The organism is Sulfoacidibacillus thermotolerans (assembly GCF_003144315.1).
Classification (GTDB): Bacteria; Bacillota; Bacilli; order Alicyclobacillales; family SLC66; genus Sulfoacidibacillus; species Sulfoacidibacillus thermotolerans.
In genome coordinates, this window is sequence record NZ_MPDK01000004.1 from 30862 (window position 1) to 51161 (window position 20300).

Annotated in this window: 18 protein-coding genes and 1 other annotated feature; of the genes, 9 read left to right on the forward strand and 9 right to left on the reverse strand. The window is 48.0% G+C overall.

The genetic code is table 11. The annotated features are described in order from the left end of the window. The 9 genes from BM613_RS03615 to BM613_RS03655 all read right to left on the reverse strand — a co-directional run bounded on the left by BM613_RS03615 (position 1) and on the right by BM613_RS03655 (position 8306). On the reverse strand, positions 1-423 hold the full coding sequence (locus tag BM613_RS03615; RefSeq protein ID WP_109429817.1) for a globin domain-containing protein: 423 nt from the start codon (positions 421-423) through the stop codon (positions 1-3). 27 nt (positions 424-450) lie between these two features. Continuing rightward, positions 451-1524, reverse strand: coding sequence for an undecaprenyldiphospho-muramoylpentapeptide beta-N-acetylglucosaminyltransferase (locus tag BM613_RS03620; RefSeq protein ID WP_109429818.1), 1074 nt, complete (start codon positions 1522-1524; stop codon positions 451-453). A 40-nt stretch (positions 1525-1564) separates the two neighbouring features. Then, a complete protein-coding gene (locus BM613_RS03625; RefSeq protein ID WP_245926226.1) occupies positions 1565-1975 on the reverse strand; it encodes an acyl-CoA thioesterase in 411 nt (136 codons plus the stop codon). 281 nt (positions 1976-2256) lie between these two features. Continuing rightward, positions 2257-3204 (reverse strand): aldo/keto reductase family protein, encoded by a 948-nt coding sequence (locus tag BM613_RS03630; protein WP_109429819.1) that lies wholly within the window; start codon positions 3202-3204, stop codon positions 2257-2259. 130 nt (positions 3205-3334) lie between these two features. Next, positions 3335-4210, reverse strand: coding sequence for a pyrroline-5-carboxylate reductase (gene proC, locus BM613_RS03635; protein WP_181362870.1), 876 nt, complete (start codon positions 4208-4210; stop codon positions 3335-3337). Positions 4211-4257: 47 nt separating this feature from the next. Beyond that, positions 4258-4463: a binding site (T-box leader), on the reverse strand. A gap of 105 nt (positions 4464-4568) precedes the next feature. Continuing rightward, positions 4569-5489 (reverse strand): homoserine kinase, encoded by a 921-nt coding sequence (gene thrB, locus BM613_RS03640; protein ID WP_181362871.1) that lies wholly within the window; start codon positions 5487-5489, stop codon positions 4569-4571. Continuing rightward, positions 5486-6541: a threonine synthase gene (thrC, locus tag BM613_RS03645; RefSeq protein ID WP_219930632.1), complete on the reverse strand. Its 1056-nt coding sequence runs from the start codon at positions 6539-6541 to the stop codon at positions 5486-5488. The genes thrB and thrC overlap by 4 nt, the downstream gene beginning before the upstream one ends. Positions 6542-6552: 11 nt before the next feature. Continuing rightward, positions 6553-7842 carry a homoserine dehydrogenase gene (locus BM613_RS03650; protein WP_109429823.1) on the reverse strand — a complete coding sequence of 430 codons (1290 nt, stop codon included), beginning with the start codon at positions 7840-7842 and terminating at the stop codon, positions 6553-6555. 23 nt (positions 7843-7865) lie between these two features. After that, positions 7866-8306, reverse strand: coding sequence for an ACT domain-containing protein (locus tag BM613_RS03655; protein WP_109429824.1), 441 nt, complete (start codon positions 8304-8306; stop codon positions 7866-7868). Between the two features lie 378 nt (positions 8307-8684). Here BM613_RS03655 and ilvE point away from each other — a divergent pair, with 378 nt between their 5' ends. The 9 genes from ilvE to BM613_RS03700 all read left to right on the forward strand — a co-directional run bounded on the left by ilvE (position 8685) and on the right by BM613_RS03700 (position 20271). Then, positions 8685-9545, forward strand: coding sequence for a branched-chain-amino-acid transaminase (gene ilvE, locus BM613_RS03660; protein ID WP_425450683.1), 861 nt, complete (start codon positions 8685-8687; stop codon positions 9543-9545). Between the two features lie 189 nt (positions 9546-9734). Continuing rightward, positions 9735-11462, forward strand: coding sequence for a biosynthetic-type acetolactate synthase large subunit (gene ilvB / locus BM613_RS03665; protein ID WP_109429922.1), 1728 nt, complete (start codon positions 9735-9737; stop codon positions 11460-11462). 3 nt (positions 11463-11465) lie between these two features. Then, on the forward strand, positions 11466-11981 hold the full coding sequence (gene ilvN / locus BM613_RS03670; protein ID WP_109429826.1) for an acetolactate synthase small subunit: 516 nt from the start codon (positions 11466-11468) through the stop codon (positions 11979-11981). A gap of 125 nt (positions 11982-12106) precedes the next feature. After that, a complete protein-coding gene (gene ilvC / locus BM613_RS03675) occupies positions 12107-13087 on the forward strand; it encodes a ketol-acid reductoisomerase (RefSeq protein WP_109429923.1) in 981 nt (326 codons plus the stop codon). A 53-nt stretch (positions 13088-13140) separates the two neighbouring features. Next, on the forward strand, positions 13141-14673 hold the full coding sequence (locus BM613_RS03680; RefSeq protein ID WP_109429827.1) for a 2-isopropylmalate synthase: 1533 nt from the start codon (positions 13141-13143) through the stop codon (positions 14671-14673). A gap of 10 nt (positions 14674-14683) precedes the next feature. Further along, the gene (gene leuB / locus BM613_RS03685) at positions 14684-15751 is read left to right on the forward strand and encodes a 3-isopropylmalate dehydrogenase (protein ID WP_109429828.1); all 1068 of its coding nucleotides are present in this window, start codon (positions 14684-14686) and stop codon (positions 15749-15751) included. Positions 15752-16052: 301 nt separating this feature from the next. After that, the gene (locus BM613_RS03690) at positions 16053-17741 is read left to right on the forward strand and encodes a DNA repair helicase XPB (protein ID WP_109429924.1); all 1689 of its coding nucleotides are present in this window, start codon (positions 16053-16055) and stop codon (positions 17739-17741) included. Further along, positions 17738-19432 carry a helicase-associated domain-containing protein gene (locus tag BM613_RS03695; protein WP_109429829.1) on the forward strand — a complete coding sequence of 565 codons (1695 nt, stop codon included), beginning with the start codon at positions 17738-17740 and terminating at the stop codon, positions 19430-19432. The genes BM613_RS03690 and BM613_RS03695 overlap by 4 nt, the downstream gene beginning before the upstream one ends. 47 nt (positions 19433-19479) lie before the next feature. After that, positions 19480-20271: an N-acetylmuramoyl-L-alanine amidase gene (locus tag BM613_RS03700; protein WP_109429830.1), complete on the forward strand. Its 792-nt coding sequence runs from the start codon at positions 19480-19482 to the stop codon at positions 20269-20271. Positions 20272-20300: the final 29 nt, after the last annotated feature.

Sequence of the window (20300 nt, forward strand, 5' to 3'; positions counted from 1 at the left end):
CTACACGAACAACGGGTCTGGGCCTTCATCGGTTTGGTTGATCATATGCTGAGCGGTGAGTGCAAGTCGAGAAAACATAAAGTCGCGAATTTCCCCTGAGAGTCCCACTTCATCCATCGCTTGCTGCATGCAAGATAACCATGCTTGTGCGCGTTTTGGTGTAATCGGATGAGGAAGATGGCGCGCACGCAACATCGGGTGGCCGTGTTGCTCAGTATAGAGAGGCGGGCCACCAAAAAATTGTGTCAGAAATAAATACTGTTTATCGCGAACGGGTCCAATATCTTTAGGGAAAATCGGCGCTAGATCAGGGTGGGCAAGAACGCGCGGATAAAACGCGTCAACTAAACGCGCAATCGTGTCTGCACCGCCGATCATCTCATACGGGGTTTGTTTTATTGTCTGATTGTGACTAGAGTCCATCTTCCTTCTCCTTTTGCTGAGCGGTCTTTATTCTCGGCGTGCCGTTGTCTCGATCAAATGAATCATTGTTTGAAGTGGATCTTGTATTCTTGCTAGTTGCATCTTCTCTATATAGTGAAGTCGCTGTTCATAGACATGATTGACAACTTGTAACAGCCGTTCTGCAGAAAGTTCCTCATCAGGGATGACTTCGCAATAACCGCGTTCCTGAAATGATTTTGCATTGATGATCTGATCGCCGCGGCTGGAGGATTTTGGCAAAGGGATAAGAACCATAGGCTTTTGTAAGCTGAGAAATTCAAAGATCGCATTGGCTCCAGCGCGGGAAATGACTAAACTCGCTACTGCTAACAGATCAGGCAATTCCTTGGTAACGTATTCGAATTGACGATAACCTGGCCGATTTAGAGACGGGTCTACTTGGCCCTTTCCGCAAATATGAATGACTTGATAACTTTTTAAGAGTGTGTGAAGGGTAGCGTGGATCACCTCATTGATTCGCTTTGATCCAAGACTTCCACCCATCGCAAGGATTGTTGGCTTGTTTCTCGAGAACCCAAGGAATGTAAGTCCTGCTGTCGCACTGCCGCGTGCCAATTCCTCGCGCACGACGGCACCTACATATTGCGCTTTTGTAGGAGGCAAATGTTCACTTGTCTCTTGAAAAGTCGTGCAAACTTTTGTTGCAAAGGGGATGGCAATGCGATTTGCGAGTCCAGGAGTCACATCTGATTCATGAATGATAATGGGTGTGCGATTTAACCAACCGCCAATCACAACAGGTACCGAGACAAAACCGCCTTTAGAAAAAATCACTCGCGGACGTTCTTTACGGATAATTTCGTAAGCCTGATAGGCGCCAGTTAAGACGTTAAAAGGATCTTTGAAGTTTTTCCAATCGAAGTATCGCCGCAGTTTACCTGTTTTGATGGCATAGTAGCGAACTCCTGCACATTTTACAATCAGTTCGCGTTCGATCCCTTCTTCAGATCCAATATAAATCACTTCAAAGCCGTCCTGTTGGAGTTTGGGAAGTAAAGCGAGATTGACAGTCACATGTCCCGCTGATCCGCCACCGGTTAAGATGATCTTGTTTGTCACGTGCTCCCTCCTGATGGCGATGAATGTAGCTTAGTTTCTTTTAAAACCATTTGCGCAATTGCTCGGGAACGAGGACGGGTTTACGTGTTGCAGCGTCTACAGTTACAATCGTGACAGATGCATCAGCAATCAATAGGTCTTTGGCGCCAAGAATGATTGTCTGTTCAAGGGTAAAACTCGTATTTCCCAATAGTCCAGGGCGCGTGATGACGGTTAGTACATCATTTTGTTTTGCTTCTTTGCGATAGTTAATATTAATGTTCGCGGTTACGGTAACATATCCCAAACGATACAAGACGTCATAAGGCAGTTTTGCTTGTTCATAGAAATCTTCTCGCCCCCATTCAAGGTATTCTAGATATTTGGCATTGTTGACATGGCCATTTACGTCGATCTCTGTAGATCGCACCACGATGTCGAGGCGAGATTCAATCCAAGTTTTATGATTCATGCACATCACTCCTTTTTGAACTCTATTGTAATGGAACGCGGAGAAGATCACAAAATTTGTTGCGCGTGACATGAATCACAGCCATCGTGACAAATCGCTAGATATGCAAGGGGGCAGAAGGGATGTGGTGGAACACTAAAAATGTAAAAATTCAAATTTACCTTGCGCCATAATGTACTCTCCTAAAAATGAAGGGGTTTGGCGCAAGGTCAGAAAAGTTAGCAATTAGTTAGCGTGACTCCATTTTTCTGTGCAGGTGAGGATTTTTCTAGCGTTTGCAGTTAGACGAGAATGGCTTCGATCTGTTCTATATCTGCGGGAGATAAAACAATTTCTGAGGCTTTTGCATTCTCCTCGACTTGTTCTTTGCGACTTGCGCCAATAATGGCAGAGGAAACGTTTTTTTGCCGCAAAATCCATGCGAGTGCGAGTTGTGCGAGAGTAATTTCATGTTGGTCAGCCACTCTTTGCAATTGTTCGACCTTGCTGAAATTCTCTTCGGTCAGGAAGCGGGATATGCTTTGTGCTGTAGTTGGAGTAGCAGCGCGGCTGCCTTCAGGTGCTGCTTGTCCTCGCTTATATTTGCCTGTGAGCATACCTTGTGCAAGCGGGGACCAGACGATTTGTCCTACGCCTTCACGCTCACAAAGTGGAATGATGTCCTTTTCAATATAGCGCTCCAGCATGCTGTATTGTGGTTGGTTTGAAACGATGCGATCAAATCCGCGCTTGTCAGCAAGATGTAGTGCATCGTCGATTTGGACAGCCGACCACTCGCTCACGCCTGCATAAAGAACCTTTCCTTGACGAATTAAATCATCAAGGGCGCGCAGGGTTTCTTCTAAAGGAGTCTCAGGATCATAACGATGACACTGAAATAAATCTACATACTCTACGCCTAGTCGCTGTAAGCTTTGGTTACATTGTTCAATGATATGTTTTCGCGAGAGTCCGCGATCGTTTGGACCATCCCCCATGGGCCAAAAGGCTTTGGTTGCCAATACATAGGAAGTCCGAGGTAATCCCTTTAACGCTTCACCAAGTATTGTTTCGGCAGCTCCACGGTGGTAAACATTCGCCGTGTCAAAAAAATTTATTCCTAGATCATATGCGCGATGAATACAGGAAATTGCGGTTTCACGTCCCACAGTTCCCCCGTAAGTAAGCCAAGATCCAAGACTGATCTCACTGACCTTGACACCTGAACGCCCAAGACGGCGATATTTCACTTAAACCACTCCGATCTGAAGAAAGCGAGATTAGATAAGAATCTCACTTTATGATAGTCAAAAACGGCTGGCTGTACAAGGGAGCGGGGGGAAACAAATATAAGAAAAGGAAATTGAGACAGGTGCACATCTATACTTGTACCTCTTCATCTAATAATGCGCCTAATTCTTCGGCTCTTTGTGTTGCGCGAATGACCGCTTGACGTACAGCTGTCTCAAAACCATGTTGTTTTAGTGTCGCGATTCCAGCAAACGTAGTTCCCCCAGGTGACGTCACTCGTTTACGCAATGTGGCTGGAGTTTCATTAGAAGCTCGGAGCATATGGGCAGCACCATAAAGTGTTTGTAGGACAAGCGCGTAGGCTGTGGCTTCATCCAATCCGACATCAACTCCAGCTCGTGTGAGCGCTTCGACGAAATAATACACATAGGCAGGACCACTTCCTGCTAAACCCGTGACGGCATTTAATAGGTCTTCTGTGAGCTCATAGGTTCTTCCCACAGCGTGTAAAATTGCTTCAACGCGACTCTGATCGCGAGTTGTGCAGGATTTTGACATGGTGTATGCGGTTGCCGATTCTCGTACAGCACAAGAGGTATTGGGCATAGTGCGAACAATATGAGGATCACCAGAATCGGTTCTAACAGAGGTGATCATCTGTCGCATACTTTCGATTGAACAACCTGCCACGACCGAAAGATAAAGTGCATCGGCGCGAGCATGGCGCGCGACGAGCGGCAAAACAGAGTGTACGTCTTTTGGTTTTACACAGAGTATCAGGATGTCTGCTTGCAATACAGCATCACGTAGGTCGCTATGTGCAATGATCGGGTATGTTGCTTTTAAATCATTGAGGCGCTCGTGGTTACTACGGTTTGTAACATGTAAGTAAGCAGTCTTACTCATGCCCGTTTCACTAAGTCCTTTGATGAGCGCTTCGGCAATTGATCCAGCACCTATAAAAGTGATGTGTAGTCCGTTTAATACATTTTGATCAGCGCTCACAAGATTCACTCCTCATTGTAGAAAAATAAAAAAATGCGCCTCTGTCCGACAAGGACGAAAGTGCGCACTTCCGCGGTACCACCTTGATTGATCCACATGTGGATCCTCTCTGAGCTATAACGGGCCTACCCGTACTTCCTTCTTAGGGAGTCCGCTCCGGAGTCGGTCAATCGAACGGGCTAAGATGAAGTTCTCAACGATCTTCACTCTCTGTGCTTAGCGAATCGTTCGTTTTCTCCTTCACTGCGTGTATCAGAATGCTTCTTACTTGATATTTACAAAGTCAAGACCTCATCGTCAAAATTATTAAAGAAATCATACGACCTTACTTTAGCACTGTCAAGTGGGAAAATGCGCGTTACTTTTTGACATTCATTTTCATGTGCGTATAAGCTCCAATCTGGGCAGGAGCTAAAATTTGCGCTGTTGCGTGAATCCCTTCTTGTGCAAAAGCAGTAGTCATTGCATGTGCTACAGGAGTTGCGCGCATTGGATCATCTACAATCGAGAGTAAGGTAGGACCGGCACCGCTTAAGACGGTGCCAACGGCTCCTGAAGCTTTGGCGGCGGCTGTCACTCGATCGAATCCAGGAATGAGGTGTTTGCGCGCTTCTTGATGCAAACGATCTGCAAGTGCGCGACGCAGCAGTTGCGTGTTGCCTGTCGTCAACGCAGCTGTTAAAAAACCGGCGTGGGCGATGTTGAAAATGGCGTCTTGGCGCGTTACCGTAGGGGACAATACATTTCTCGCCTGCTCCGTTAAAAGTGGAAAATCGGGTGTTACAGCTATAAATGTGAAATTGTCGCGCAATGGCAGATTGACATGCGTGACACCGTCTTCGTGTAAATACGCGAGGACTGCTCCACCTAAAAAAGCAGGGGCGACATTATCTGGGTGGCCTTCTTCAAGTACGGCAAAACGTAGAATTTGCGCGCGCGACAACGGAGAATCTAGCAAATTATTGGCAATCAATAACCCGCCTACGAGTGCAGCGGCACTGGAGCCAAGTCCAGCTGCGATCGGGATGCGATTGACCATGCGCAGGTGCAGAGGTGGGAGGGTCAATTGATAGCGATCATAGACAAGCCGCATGGATTGAAGTACGAGATTCGATTCATCGCGAGGCAAAAATTCGGCGCCAAATCCTTCGATGTCAATTGTTGTTTGATCTGCAGGTTCTACATGCAGTTCATTCCACAAGTCTAGTGCAATCCCCATACAATCAAATCCAGGTCCGAGATTAGCGCTTGTCGCTGGTACATATACACTAATTTTCACTGTAATCCTCCCACGATTGCGCGCCATACTGCGTCACGTTCTGCAGAGACCACGTTTGGCTCTACGGTTTGCGCACGCAGTGCGGTATCAGGATCTTTTAGCCCATTTCCTGTTAAAATGCACACGACCGTCTTGCCTCCTGCTAATTGTCCTGCTTTGGCGCGCTTCATCAGGCCTGCAACAGAAGCGCAAGAAGCAGGTTCAGCAAACACGCCTTCAAGGCGTGCGAGCAGTTGATAGGCAGAGAGAATTTCTTCATCAGAGACAGCGTCAATTGCCCCCAAGGATTCGTTGATGGCAGTTTGCGCAAGTTCCCAACTCGCGGGATTGCCAATGCGAATAGCTGTCGCGATCGTCTGTGGATGTTCGATGGGGTGGCCGTGTACAAGCGGTGCAGCACCTGCCGCCTGAAAACCCAACAATTGCGGGATCGCTGTCTGATGCACACTCGAGAATTCGCGAAATCCTTTAAAGTATGCAGAGATATTGCCTGCGTTGCCGACGGGAATAGCGAGGTAGTCAGGAGCTCGCTCTAATTGTTCACAAATTTCGAAGGCCCCTGTTTTTTGTCCTTCCAAACGAAATGGGTTGACGGAATTGACCAATGTGATCGGTTCAGAGTCTGCGATGTCGCGCACAACGTGTAATGCCTGATCAAAATTGCCGTCGACGGCAATGATCTCAGCGCCATACATGGTCGCTTGTGCCAATTTACCTAGAGCTACGTAGCCGTGCGGAATTACAACGATCGCGCGCATGCCAGCTCTTGCTGCGTAGGCTGCCGCAGATGCAGAAGTATTCCCCGTTGAAGCACAAATCACTGCTTCGCTGCCGGCTTCCTTGGCTTTCGCAACGGCGAGTACCATCCCTCTGTCCTTGAATGAGCCGGTGGGATTTGCACCTTCGTATTTGAGATAGACATGCATCTTTAATTGTTCAGAAAGTCGCTCAGCATAGATGAGGGGTGTATTGCCTTCATTGAGCGACAAGCGTGGTGTTTTATCAGTAAGTGGGAGGTATGCTTCATAACGTGTTAAGAGTCCTTTGTGCATGGGAAAATGGTTCACTGTGCACCTCCGATAACCGGCATCACATTGTGTATGGTTTGCACATCGTTCACAGCAGATAAAGCGTTAAGTGCTTTTGTGACTTGTTCTTGGCCTACTTCATGAGTTACGATGACGATTTCTGCACTATTTTGACGGGAGCGTTTTTGTAAGACGGTTTCCATGCTTACTTCTGCCTGGCCAAATATGGCGGCTATCTGCGCGAATACGCCCGGTTGATCATTTACGGCAAGTCGCACGTAGTATCGAGCGGGCTCGCCTTGCCCGCGGCGAACACGCTTGTGCGGGAGTAATAATTGGCGCACTCGTAATGCAGTATCCATTCTGAGATTGCGCAGCACTTCAATCATATCGCCGACAATAGCGCTTGCCGTAGGCAGTGATCCGGCACCACGTCCAAAAAACATCAAGTCTCCGGCGGCATCTCCACGCACGTATAATGCATTAAACGCATCACTGACATGCGCAAGAGGGTGGTCTTTAACAACGAGTGTGGGGCGCACTTGCAGCGTCAGATTGCCGTCGCGATCTGTTCCTTCGGCGACTAGTTTGATCACAGCGCCTAGTTCGTGGGCATATGCGACGTCGGCTGCAGTGATCGTGCGAATTCCAGTTACTTCGACGTCATCAAGTGTCACTTTTGCGTGAAAAGCGATCGAAGCGAGGATGGCGAGTTTCCGTCCTGCATCTAAACCGTCGACATCGCTTGCTGGATTGCTCTCTGCATAGCCAAGTTCTTGAGCCTCTTTGAGTACATCTGCAAAATCAGCGCCTGTTTCAGTCATTTTTGATAGGATGTAGTTTGTAGTCCCGTTGATGATGCCTTTTAGGTCGGTAATTTCATTGGCAGTGAGAGATTCTTTTAAAGGTCGAATCAGCGGAATTGCACCGCCGACGGCCGCTTCATAATAGACATCAACGCCTGCGTGTTCAGCTGTTTCGAGAATTTCCGTCCCGTGTTCGGCGATGAGATCTTTATTGGCTGTAATGACGTGCTTGCCTGCTTGTAATGCGCGCAAGATGTAGCTGCGTGCGGGCTCGATGCCGCCAATTGTCTCAATGACCATGCGTATCTCGGAATCTTCTAAAATATCGTCCGCATTTGTCGTTAATTGTTCATCGATAAAAGAAACTTGTCGCGGTTTTTGCGGATCACGCACAAGTACATGAGTGATCTTTGGCTGTAAACCGGTAAGACGAGAGATCATGTCTTGACGTTTTTGCACTAGTTCGATGACGCCGGAACCTACGGTGCCACAACCTAGTAAGCCAATCTTCACTTCCATTTTTAAGCACCTCGTTCCGTTTTTTATCCTTGCCCAACTAGGAGAACTTGGAGTACGCCGTTTACACTGCGCAATAATTGGAGGGTCTCCTCGAGTTCTCCGCGCAGGTTCCTCGTCTCAAGCGATAAAATGACTGTTGCGTTGCCCTGAAGCGGGAGGGATTGATTAATCGTCAAAATGTTTGCCTTTTGCGTGGCCAGTGTATTTAGCACTTCAGACAAGATGCCTGGTTGGTGTTGCAGCGTGAGTGCAAGGGTGACAATCTGTCCTTGCATAGCTGCATGAAAAGGTTTGGCCGCGTCTTTGTACTTGTAATATGCGCTGCGCGAAATTCCTACCTTGCGCACAGCATCAGAAACACTAAAGCGTGGTTCGCGCTTTAATAGTTCAACAACTTGAATCGTTCGCTTAATCACATCAGGAAGATGCGAGTATCGAATTAGGTAAAACGGATCGTCCGACATGCACCTCACCCTATGTCTCTGTGATAAAAACAATTGTTCTTTATTAACGGACATTATATATTTATTTTACGTAGAGTGCAATAAATTCTTGACCATATGCAGAGATAGAAGATATAATAAATGAAAATTTCGCACAATCATCCGTCAGGAGGATGTCTAGGGTTCCGCCATTTTTGGGTCTGGTCCAAGCGACATCGCACTTAAAGATTTAAGTGTACACCTTAGGGATAAAAGCCCTGCGGCAGGTTCTGGCCAGCTTCCAAAGCTCACGTCCGATCCCTGCAGTAGGGCTCGTTTATTTCTTGGGACGGAGTGCAAATAGAAAATGCTGGGGTGGAACATTTGCAAAATTCAGTAGAGCAGTCAGCAGATCGCAAGATTTATTTAAATGGGCAACTCGTCCCCAAATCGCAAGCAGTCGTATCCGTTTTTGACCATGGTTTTTTGTATGGCGATGGTATTTTTGAAGGCATTCGCATTTATGACGGCGTTATTTTTCGTCTTGATGAGCATTTGGTGCGTCTCTATGAATCTGCCAAGTCGATTTTATTAACGATTCCCCTTACTTTTGATGAGATGGCAGATGCCATTGTGGAAACAGTCCGCGCCAATCATTTGCAAAGTGGCTATATCCGCGTCGTCGTGTCGCGCGGGGAAGGGGACTTGGGGCTTGATCCACGCAGTTGTCCGCGAGCAAATGTCGTTGTGATTGCGGATACAGTGCGCCTTTTCCCGCAAGAGCTCTACGATCATGGATTGCGTATCGTCACTGTGCCAACGCAACGCAACAGTCCCGCAGCGTTAAATCCGCAAATTAAATCGCTCAATTATCTCAATAGCGTACTGGTGAAAATGGAAGCAGCCAATTCTGGCGTGCTTGAAGCACTTACTGTAAATGCGCAGGGCTATGTGTGCGAAGGTTCAGGCGATAACGTTTTTATCGTAAAACGCAGGAAAGTTTACACACCTCCGATCTATCTTGGGGCGCTTGATGGGATTACGCGGCGCGCGATTATGGATGTTTGCGAGAAGCTTGAACTGCCTCTTTCTGAGACACCGTTTACGCGTCATGATGTTTATGTGGCTGATGAGTGTTTCTTGACGGGAACAGCAGCTGAGGTCATTCCGGTCATCGAAGTTGACGGACGTGAAATCGGGAATGGCAAACCAGGTCCGATCACACAGCAACTGTTAAAAGAGTTTCGCAAGATTGTGCGTGAGCAAGGCCGTCGCGTGTAAGCGCAAAACAAACTGGCGGTGTAGACGTCTGATGTCAGCGAGTTCTCTGATCATCCTACAGATTGACATCTGGTCATAGGAGTTTGTCATAAGATTTGCATAAAGAGAATGAATTCTGCGAGAGAGCAAGAGGAATGAGAGGAGGAACTGAATATGAGTGGTGGCAGTGAAGTGGCGGCCATTTTGCCAATGCAAGAGCCGGTGGAAAGACCTGTGGTGAAACAAGACGTTAACCCAAGGCGAGAAGTGCGTACAGGAGCTGAACTTTTGTGCTCATTGCTGGAGCAGGCTGGTGTAGATACAATTTTTGGATATCCCGGCGGGGCGGTATTACCGATCTATGACGCGCTCTATTCATCTCCTATTCGCCATATTTTGACGCGTCACGAGCAAGGTGCCATTCATGCGGCACAGGGGTTTGCGCGCGTGACGGGAAAACCGGGAATTGTGCTTGCAACGTCCGGGCCTGGAGCGACGAACCTCGTGACAGGGATTGCGGATGCGTACATGGATTCGACACCGCTTGTCATTTTAACAGGGCAAGTTCCGATCGAAAGTATTGGGCGCGATGCATTTCAGGAGGCGGACATTGTCGGGATCACGATGCCGGTTACTAAGCACAATTACCAGGTGCGCGATATTCACGATTTGCCGCAAGTAATCGCTGATGCGTTTTACATCGCGACGACAGGACGACCAGGTCCTGTGCTGATTGATCTTCCTAAGAATATTACGGCAGGCCCTGCAAGTGCTGCTGTTTTGCCACAGGCTCATGTACGCGGTTACAGGTTGCCTGGGTTACCGCAAGCGGCTGATGTGGAGGCAATCATCGAAGCGATTCGCCAAGCGAAGAAACCGCTTTTGTACATCGGCGGTGGAATTGTGAGCAGTGGTGCGTCTTCTTACTTGCGTGAATTTGCGCATCGCACAAAGATCCCTGTCGTTTCTACCTTGATGGGGCTTGGCGCTTTTCCTGCACATGATCCGCTTTTTGTGGGAATGCTTGGCATGCATGGTACGTATGCGGCCAATCGCGCTGTGACAGAGTGTGATTTGTTGATCGCGCTTGGAGTGCGTTTTGATGATCGCGTCACGGGAAAACTGCAGCGATTTTCTCCGCATTCAACTAAGATTCATGTCGATATTGATGCAGCGGAGATCGGCAAGAATGTACCTGTGCACATCTCGGCAGTAGCTGATGTTGGCTTGATGTTGCAAGCGTTGTTAACGCGCGAAGTGCACATAGACACGGCTGCGTGGCATGAACAGATCTTGTTGTGGAATGAAGAGTGGCCTTTGCAGTATCACGCAAGTGAAGGAGATTTAAAGCCGCAGCAAGTGGTGGAGTTGATTGCACAGTACACACATGAAGAAGCCATCATTACGACAGAAGTCGGACAACATCAGATGTGGGCGGCGTTATTTTATCCTTTCTCGCGACCGCGTCAATTTGTTACTTCAGGTGGACTTGGTACGATGGGGTTTGGGTTTCCGGCGGCTCTCGGTGCGCAGGTGGCTCGTCCGGATTCGACTGTCATCTGTATTGCAGGCGATGCGAGTTTCCAAATGAACATCCAGGAACTTCAAACTATTGTGGAAAATCAATTGCCTGTCAAAGTGGCAATTATCAATAATCGCTATCTTGGCATGGTGCGCCAATGGCAACAGTTTTTCTATGAGAGCAGATATGCAGAAAGTCGCATTGGGTCACCCGACTTTGCGAAAGTCGCGCAAGCGTATGGCGCTCTTGGGTTGCGTGCTCAAACGCTTGCAGAAGCGAAAACAGCACTTGAGACAGCGTTTGCGTATAACGGGCCAGTCATTATTGATTTTATCGTAAAAGAAGAAGAAAACGTGTTTCCTATGGTGCCCCCTGGAAAAGGGACCGATGAGATGACGCTCGAGTGGGAGGAATAGGCCGTGGAACGAACATTCTCTGTGCTCGTGAACGATCGGCCAGGAGTTCTTGCTCGTGTCGCTGGCTTATTCTCGCGGCGGGACTTTAATATTGCGAGCATCACGGTGGGAACGGCCGAAGAAGCTGGGCTCAGTCGAATGACGATTGTGAGCAGTGGCGATGATGCGATGGCGTTGCAGATTATGCGCCAACTTGAGAAACTGGTCGAAGTGATCGAAGTGGCCGACATTTCTAAAGACCCTGTTGTAAAACGCGAACTCGCGTTAATTAAAGTAGAGGCGGATAAAAATTCGCGACCTGAGATTTCGCATATTCTTGAACCCTTTCGGGTGGCGATTGTTGATGTGGGGCATTCCTCATTGACCGTGCAGGTGACAGGCGGAGTCGAGAAAATTGATGCGTTGATCGGTTTGCTGCGCCCCTATGGGATCTTAGAGATCGCCCGCACGGGTGTAACGGCGCTTTTGCGAGCGGCCGCGAAAGAAGTAGAGGAGAGCGGAGAAGAAGTAGGATCGTGAGGGTATGAAAAAGTTCCTGCGATTCGAAAAATGTAAATGCGAGACAAGAGAGAGCACTTTGAGAGATGAGAGAAACAAGAGACAATGTACGGAAACGGACTAGGGGAGTGTAGACATTCGTGAAAATGTACTATGAAAATGATGCGGATCTGAAATATTTGCAAGGGAAGACAGTGGCAGTGCTTGGGTACGGCAGTCAAGGGCATGCTCAAGCGCAGAATCTTCGTGATAGTGGTGTAAAAGTGGTAATCGGGCAGCGCCCAGGGAAATCTGCGGAGAAGGCACAAGAAGATGGTTTTACAGTTCTGTCGGTGGAAGAGGCTGCGCAGACAGCTGATGTTTTACAAATCCTGTTGCCCGATGAACGTCAGGCGAAGGTATATCAGGAAGAGATCTTGCCTTACCTGCGCAAGGGGCAAACGTTAATGTTTTCGCACGGGTTTAATATTCATTTTAAACAAATCATCCCCCCTGCTGACGTTGATGTTGTACTTGTCGCACCGAAGGGGCCAGGACATTTAGTCCGTCGCGTGTACGAGTCCGGTGGTGGAGTTCCGTCGCTCATTGCAGTTCATCAAGACGCAAGCGGACATGCGTTTGACACGGCACTCGCCTATACGAAGGGGATTGGCAGTACGAAGGCAGGCGTTCTTGTTACTACATTTAAGGAAGAAACAGAAACAGATCTGTTTGGTGAACAGGCTGTACTCTGTGGTGGAATCGCAGATTTGATCAAATCTGGATACGATACGCTCGTTGGTGCGGGATACCAGCCGGAAATCGCTTTCTTTGAGTGTTGTCACGAAGTCAAGCTTATTGTGGACTTGATTTATGAGGGTGGGCTGTCGCGTATGAATTACTCGATCAGCGATACGGCTGAATTTGGCGGATACAACGCAGGTCCGAAAATCGTGACGGACGAAACGCGTAAGGCAATGAAAGGATTGCTCGATGACATTCAAAAGGGAGTCTTTGCACGCAACTGGATCTTAGAAAACCAAGCGGGACGTCCGTCATTTTCTGCGATGAGAGAGCAAAATGCCAACCATCCGATTGAAGAAGTTGGGAAAAAGTTGCGATCAATGATGGGCTTTATTAGCAAATAAACGTAAAAGTTGTACAGAGAGAGACATTCTAAAGGGAGAGGGAGGAAGTACCGGTGAGGCACATTCAAATCTTTGACACCACGTTGCGAGATGGGGAGCAATCCCCTGGAGTAAGTCTAACCACAGGTGAGAAATTGGAGATTGCGCGACAACTTGCACGGTTGCGGGTCGATGTCATCGAAGCTGGGTACGCGGCTGCGTCACCGGGTGATTTTGCTGCAGTACAGACGATTGCACGAGAAGTAAAAGGAGTTTCGATCTGCTCTCTAGCGCGTGCAACAGAGAACGACATTATGCGTGCATATGAAGCGTGCCAACCGTCTGATGCACCGCGCATTCACTTGTTCTTGGCGACTTCTGACGTGCATATGCAGCACAAACTGCGCATGACGCGAGATCAAGTTTTACAACAGGTGGATTCCGCCGTGCGTTTTGCACGAGCAAAAGTGCCTTATGTGGAGTTTTCAGCGGAAGACTCGGGTCGTACAGACTTTGACTTCCTAGTGGAAGTCGTCAAAGTCGCAGTGGCTGCTGGCGCATCTGTGATCAATTTGCCAGATACCGTCGGGTATCTCTTGCCTCATGAGTATGCGCAGCGTTTTGTGCGCTTGCGCGAACGAGTGGATCTTGGCAATGTGTTGCTGAGTGCACACTGTCATGATGATTTGGGTCTTGCGGTCGCAAATACGCTTGCAGCGATTGAGGCGTCAGTCGATCAGGTGGAAGTGACGATGAATGGCATTGGTGAGCGAGCCGGCAACGCCTCACTAGAAGAGGTTGCTGTTGCGCTGAAGTTGCGTCAAGAGCAATACAAAGTTGAAACGCGTCTTGATCTCAGCCAAATTGCCCGCACATCCAAACTTGTGAGTCGTCTGACAGGAATGGTGGTTCCGGCAAATAAAGCAGTGGTTGGCGCCAATGCATTTGCTCACGAGTCAGGGATTCATCAAGATGGTGTCCTCAAAGAGCGAACAACTTACGAAATTATCAATCCAGAACTTGTCGGCATCACAGAAAACAAACAACTTGTACTTGGAAAACACTCAGGGCGACATGCATTTTTCAAGCACGTGGAGGAACTCGGATATACTTTGTCTGATCAAGACATGCAGGATCTGTTTAAGCGCTTTAAAGACTTGTGTGACAAGAAGAAGCAAGTGACAGATGAGGACATCTTGGCACTGATAGATGAGCGATTGTATGGAGAGGGACAGCATGCGTTTGCGCTCGATTATTTGCACGTGTCATGTGGCAATCAACCGCTCGCGACGGCCACAGTGCGGGTCACAGGGCCAAATGGAGTGTTCGAAGAGGCTGCCGTGGGCAATGGTCCGATCGAAGCGATTTATCGTGCAATCGATCGAGCGACTGGTGAGGAAGTCGAATTAACCTCCTATCAGATCAGTTCTGTCACACCAGGACAGGATGCTCTTGGTGAGGTGCGCGTGCAAGTTCGAGCAAATGATCGTCTGGTCACAGGCAGACATGTAGCAAGCGATGTCATGGAGGCTTCGGCGCGGGCTTATGTCGATGCGATCAACCGGGTGATGATTTTGCGGGGCACGCCTGCAGCATTAGTAAAGTGAGGGGAAGATTTTGACGTATCGAGTTGTGTTACTTCCTGGAGATGGGATTGGACCGGATGTGACTGCAGCTGCGGTCAAAGTGTTAGAGCGAGCCATTACCGGGCAGGGGATAGAAATAAAGATCGAATCCCATCTGCTTGGTGGTTGTGCAATCGATGAAACGGGGACGCCTTTTCCTGAAAAGACGCAAGAGGCGGTGCAAACAGCGGATGCGGTAATTCTTGGTGCGGTTGGAGGGCCAAAATGGGATGTAGGACCAGGGCACTTACGCCCAGAGGCGGGATTGCTCGCACTTCGCCGATTGCTTGGTGTATATGCGAATATTCGACCTGTGAAAGCTTTTCCGGAGTTGATCGATGCTTCTCCGTTGCGTAAAGAAATTGCTCAAGCGGTTGACATTGTCATTGTTCGCGAACTGACAGGGGGCGCGTACTTTGGGAAGCGTGAACGTGGCAGAGATGAAGCGGGGGCACGATTTGCATATGACACGATGTACTATTCAGAAGAGGAGATCCGACGCGTTTTGCAAACGGCTTTTGAAACTGCGCGACTGCGTCGGAAGAAATTAACTTCTGTCGACAAGGCGAATGTGCTTGATAGTTCACGTCTTTGGCGAGAAATCGTACAGGAGATGAGCGCACAGTATCCGGATGTTACAGTCGAGCACTTGCTCGTAGACGCTTGTGCAATGCACTTAGTAACACATCCTCAAGTATTTGATGTGCTCGTTACTGAAAATTTATTTGGCGATATTTTAAGTGATGAATCTGCTGTTTTAACTGGATCGATTGGCATGTTGCCGTCTGCGAGTCTTGGACAGGGAATTGGTTTGTATGAACCAATTCATGGCTCTGCTCCAGATATTGCAGGGCTAGGGATCGCCAATCCGCTTGGTGCAATTCTCTCTGTAGCTCTTTTATTACGCTATTCGTTGCACTTGGAGGCAGCAGCTTTGCGCGTAGAGCAAGCAGTTGCTTCGGCAGTGCGCGATGGAGCACGAACGAAGGATCTTGCGCGTCAAGGGGAGAATGTTCTTACGACAGAGCAAATGACAGAACGTGTTCTTTCCTATTTATAAAGTGTGTTTTACCATTAAATAAAGCACAAGGTTTAGGACAGCGTGTTCACTGCAAGCGCAAATAGGGCGAGATCATTGCCAAGAGCGCTAGTGTTGTTGACGCACTGTCCTTTTTTCTATGGAATGCACAGAGTCGGCCGCGGGCGTTCATGGTTAGGAGTTAGCAAAGAATGCTATACTAGATCTATGTAGACTCGGACAAACCCTGCTAGAAGCTTGAGATTAAGGGAAAGCGGCTTTCTAAAGTTATGAGGTATAGGAAATTGAAATAAGGAGCGTGGTGGAACAAGTGGATGTTGTTATGCGCCCAGTGATCGTACAAATGGACGGTTCCATTTTACTCGATGTGCACCATCCGCAGGTCGAAGCGGCGCGCCAAGTTCTCGCCAAATTTGCAGAGTTAGAAAAAAGTCCAGATCACTTTCACACTTATCGGGTGACGGCATTATCTCTATGGAATGCGGCAGCAGCGGGACATCGTGCAGCTGAACTGATAGAACAGCTAAAGACGCTTAGCCGCTATGAACTCCCACTCCCGATTGTGCGTTTTATTACGGAAACGATGGATCGCTATGGCATCTTGGAATTAAGAAAAGGCCAACATGGATTGATTCTCGCTTCCTCCGATCCGCTTGTCCTTACAGAAATTACACATCATAAAACTATACAGGGACTTGTGCGTAAAGTTCTTTCTGACTCGGCAATCGAAGTTCCGCTGTTGTCACGAGGAGCAATTAAAGTTGCCCTAACTAAGATGGGATATCCAGTAAAGGATTTGGCTGGTTACACAGAAGGGCAACCACTGTCTTTTGCTTTAAAGAGACATTTATCGGATGGACGGTCCTTTTTTTTGAGGGACTATCAGGAGCGCGCGGCCAATGCATTCCATGAGGGAGGCGCTTTGACTGGAGGCTCAGGTGTTTTGACATTGCCTTGCGGAGCTGGAAAAACAGTCATTGGGTTGCGCGCGATGGAATTGCTACAAACTTCAACGTTAATTCTCGCGGCAAATGTGACGGCTGCAAGACAATGGATACGCGAGTGTTTAGACAAAACTACGCTCACAGAAGAAGAAGTTGCCGAGTATAGCGGGGAATCAAAGCGAACAGCGCCTGTCACGGTAGCAACTTACCAAATTCTTAGTTATCGGCCGCGCGGTCAAGAGGACTTTCCACATTTGACATTGCTTTCAGAACACAATTGGGGATTAATTATCTATGACGAAGTTCACTTGTTGCCAGCTCCAGTGTTTCGTGTGACAGCAGAAATTCAGGCACGTCGAAGACTCGGATTGACTGCAACACTTGTGCGAGAAGACGGTCGTGAAGATGAAGTTTTTTCACTGATTGGACCGAAGAAATTTGATGCCCCTTGGAAGGAACTCGAGGCGGAGGGGTGGATTGCGACGGCCATTTGTACGGAAGTTCGTGTCACGTTAACGGATATAGAACGTCGTCTCTATGCACAAGCAGAGTTGCGTGAGAAGGCACGAATTGCTGCTGAGGCGCAGAGAAAAGACGATGCAGTTGTCGAATTGGTCACGCGCCATAAAGATGAATCTGTACTCGTGATTGGACAATACGTAGATCAATTGCAGCGAATTGCCGCGAGGTTAAACGCACCCCTTATCACAGGCTCTTTACGTCAAAAAGAACGTGAACGGTTGTACTCTGCCTTTCGGACTGGGGAGATACATGTGCTTGTCGTCTCGAAAGTTGCTAACTTCTCGATTGATTTGCCTGACGCGAGTGTGGCGATTCAGGTGTCGGGAGCATTTGGTTCACGTCAAGAAGAAGCGCAACGTTTAGGTCGTATCATGCGTCCGAAAGCGGAAGGAATGCTTGCACATTTTTATACACTTGTGGCAAAAGAAACGAAAGATCAAGAATTTGCTCTGAGTCGCCAACGGTTTTTAACGGAACAAGGATATGAATATCAAATTTTAGATCAAGAAGAACTTGTTCTGCAGGAGGTGACGCAGCGTCAATGAGTCTCCCCTATGTTCTTATGTCACTAAATGCTAAACAGCTACAAACGTTACAAGAATTGCTCCAATTACCGCCCTTGCCTAAGGACCGCAGTCATGCTGCGCTCGCATTGGCTGATCATTTGCAGTCAGAAGAAGGCTTTCAATTGGTATGGCGTGCTCTTTCTGCACTCGAGTTGCGGGTGTATATGGCTACTTTGTTTGAGATGCAAGTGGATGGATATGCTGCAGCTATTCCAACTGTGCGTTTATTGCCTGCACTCAAAGAATATTTTGTGGAAGATCGCAGTGTTTTGCAAATTGCGTTAGAACGCTTGGTGAGTCTTGCACTGTTGACGCGTCAAGAAACTTGGTATGTTGGCGAGGCATATAGCATACCAGAGGAACTGCGCGAGCAAGTATTTTCTCATTTCGTTGAGGATGTTCTTTTCGCTCAGCAAGAGAATGAGGCGTTTGCAATTGCCGATATAGACGTAGCTGTGTTTGAGCGCTCTGGGCGAATGTTAATCAGAGATTTAGTGAGATTTGCGACTTACGTGACAAAATACCCCCTACAACTTACAAAATCTTCAATTCCATATAAACGCGAACTACCAAAGTTAAAAAATTATCTTCGTTCCATGCAAGTAGAAGGGATTCATGGCTCTGGTGCTTGGGATTCTATGCCGTTTGCTGTGGTGGCTTGTATTTTTATCTTGGAAGACCTTGGAGTGATCGATCGATCGCTTGATGTGGTACGAGTACATGGAAAAGCACTACAGAAATTTATTTTTACTTCCGATGAAATGTTGCGTGAACAGATCTTTCGTACCTTGCCACGCTTAGTGAGTGGACTTCATCCCTATTTAGTCGCGACGTTGTCTCGCTGGTTAAAAAAATTGCCGCTTGGCCAATGGATTGGGGTTCATCGCTTGCTACAAGTGACGCTCAATCTACAAGTAGGAAGATATGCGCCGGTATGGTTCCAGACGCTGGATTCTTTTCTTCGTATCGCTGCAGCTTGTGGATTGGTTGAACTTGGTTCTCATCCGAATATGGGAGTCGTGATGCGCGTCACAGATTGGGCAAAATCAGCGAGTCAGAAATTTGTCATTCAACCCAATCTTGATGTGTTGGTTCCTGAAGATGCGCCGACATGGGTGCATTTTTTGGTGGGAACACTTGCTGAGTTAAAACGGGCAGATGAAATGTCGCTGTATCACATCAACAGGGATTCAGTGCTTTTGCTGTGTGATCGTGGCTGGAGTTTTACGGATATTGAGCGAGTGCTTCGCACATTTAGTGAGTCGGACCCAGCGCAGGCTGTCTTGCGCTCGATTTCCGATTGGGTTGGGGCGTATGATCGTGCAGTATTATGGGATGTCTTACTCGTGCGGTTTGCTTCTGCAGAAGTGTTTCATGCGTTTGTTTCTGATCAACGTGCAAAAAACTGTATTGTCGAGTCAATTGGTGAAGAGGCTGTCATTCTTAGGCGTTCTGAAGAAGTGCTCGTGCGTCAGATCTTATCAGAGCTCGGTGCACCTGCTCCTCAACAAGTGCGCTTGGCACCAGGAGATGAAGCGCATTTGCGCACTCGTGTAGGCGCTAAACAGGGAGGCATGCGCAGTAAGGGGACAAAAGAGGATCAGACGGCGCTCGCTAATCTGCTCAGTCCAAAAATCATCGATCTCGCACAAAAAGCAATGCAGTTGTGAATGAAAAAAGGAAAGTTCGCAGATGGTAAACAACAGGTGATGCGAACTTGACGACTTATTTAGAAATCAGGCGAAAAACGAGGTGGCAGATCGCCCTTTGCACATGTGCATTCAGTTTGGCAATTGCAATCGGGTGGCCTTTTTCAGTAAGTCCCCTTGCATCTGCAAAAACAGAATCAGAATTGGCGCAAACAGCGGTTGCAAAAAAGGTGATCGTTATTGATCCGGGGCATGGTGGCATTGATGGAGGAGCATCTGGCGGTGGGTTGTTAGAAAAGGATTTAACCCTCGATCTTGCAAAACGCATCCGTAGCGATCTCACTCAAGCAGGATATCAGGTTTTGATGACGCGAGAGACGGACACAGACGCCTCTCAACTGTTCCCTTCTAAATTGTCCAGTCGACATAAGCGAGATTTGCAAAATCGCTTGGATTTTATTCGCAAAGCGCAAGCGGTTGGTGCTTTGATGATTCATATGAATTCATCGAACAATCCGGGGGATCGGGGACCTATTGTTTTTTATTTTACTGAGTCAGAAGCAGGGAAGGAACTCGCGCAGCAGATTCAAAACGCTGTCAATCGAGTAGCGGGATCTACGCAACGTCCTTTGCCGCGCAGAAATTTCTTTGTTTTACGCCACTCGCCCTGTGCGACCGTGCTGATTGAAGTAGGTTTTTTGACGAATCATGACGATGCGTCAAGACTTCGGACAGTCGTATATCGCGATCGTATGGCCAAAGCTATTGCAGAGTCTGCGGCAAATGCCCTTCGCGAAACCCCAACCCCGCCCCCCTTTGTCAAGCAGAATAAAACCAAAGGTGCTCTGGAAAAACAGTGAGTGAATCGCAAGGAGAGTCCCGTTTTGGG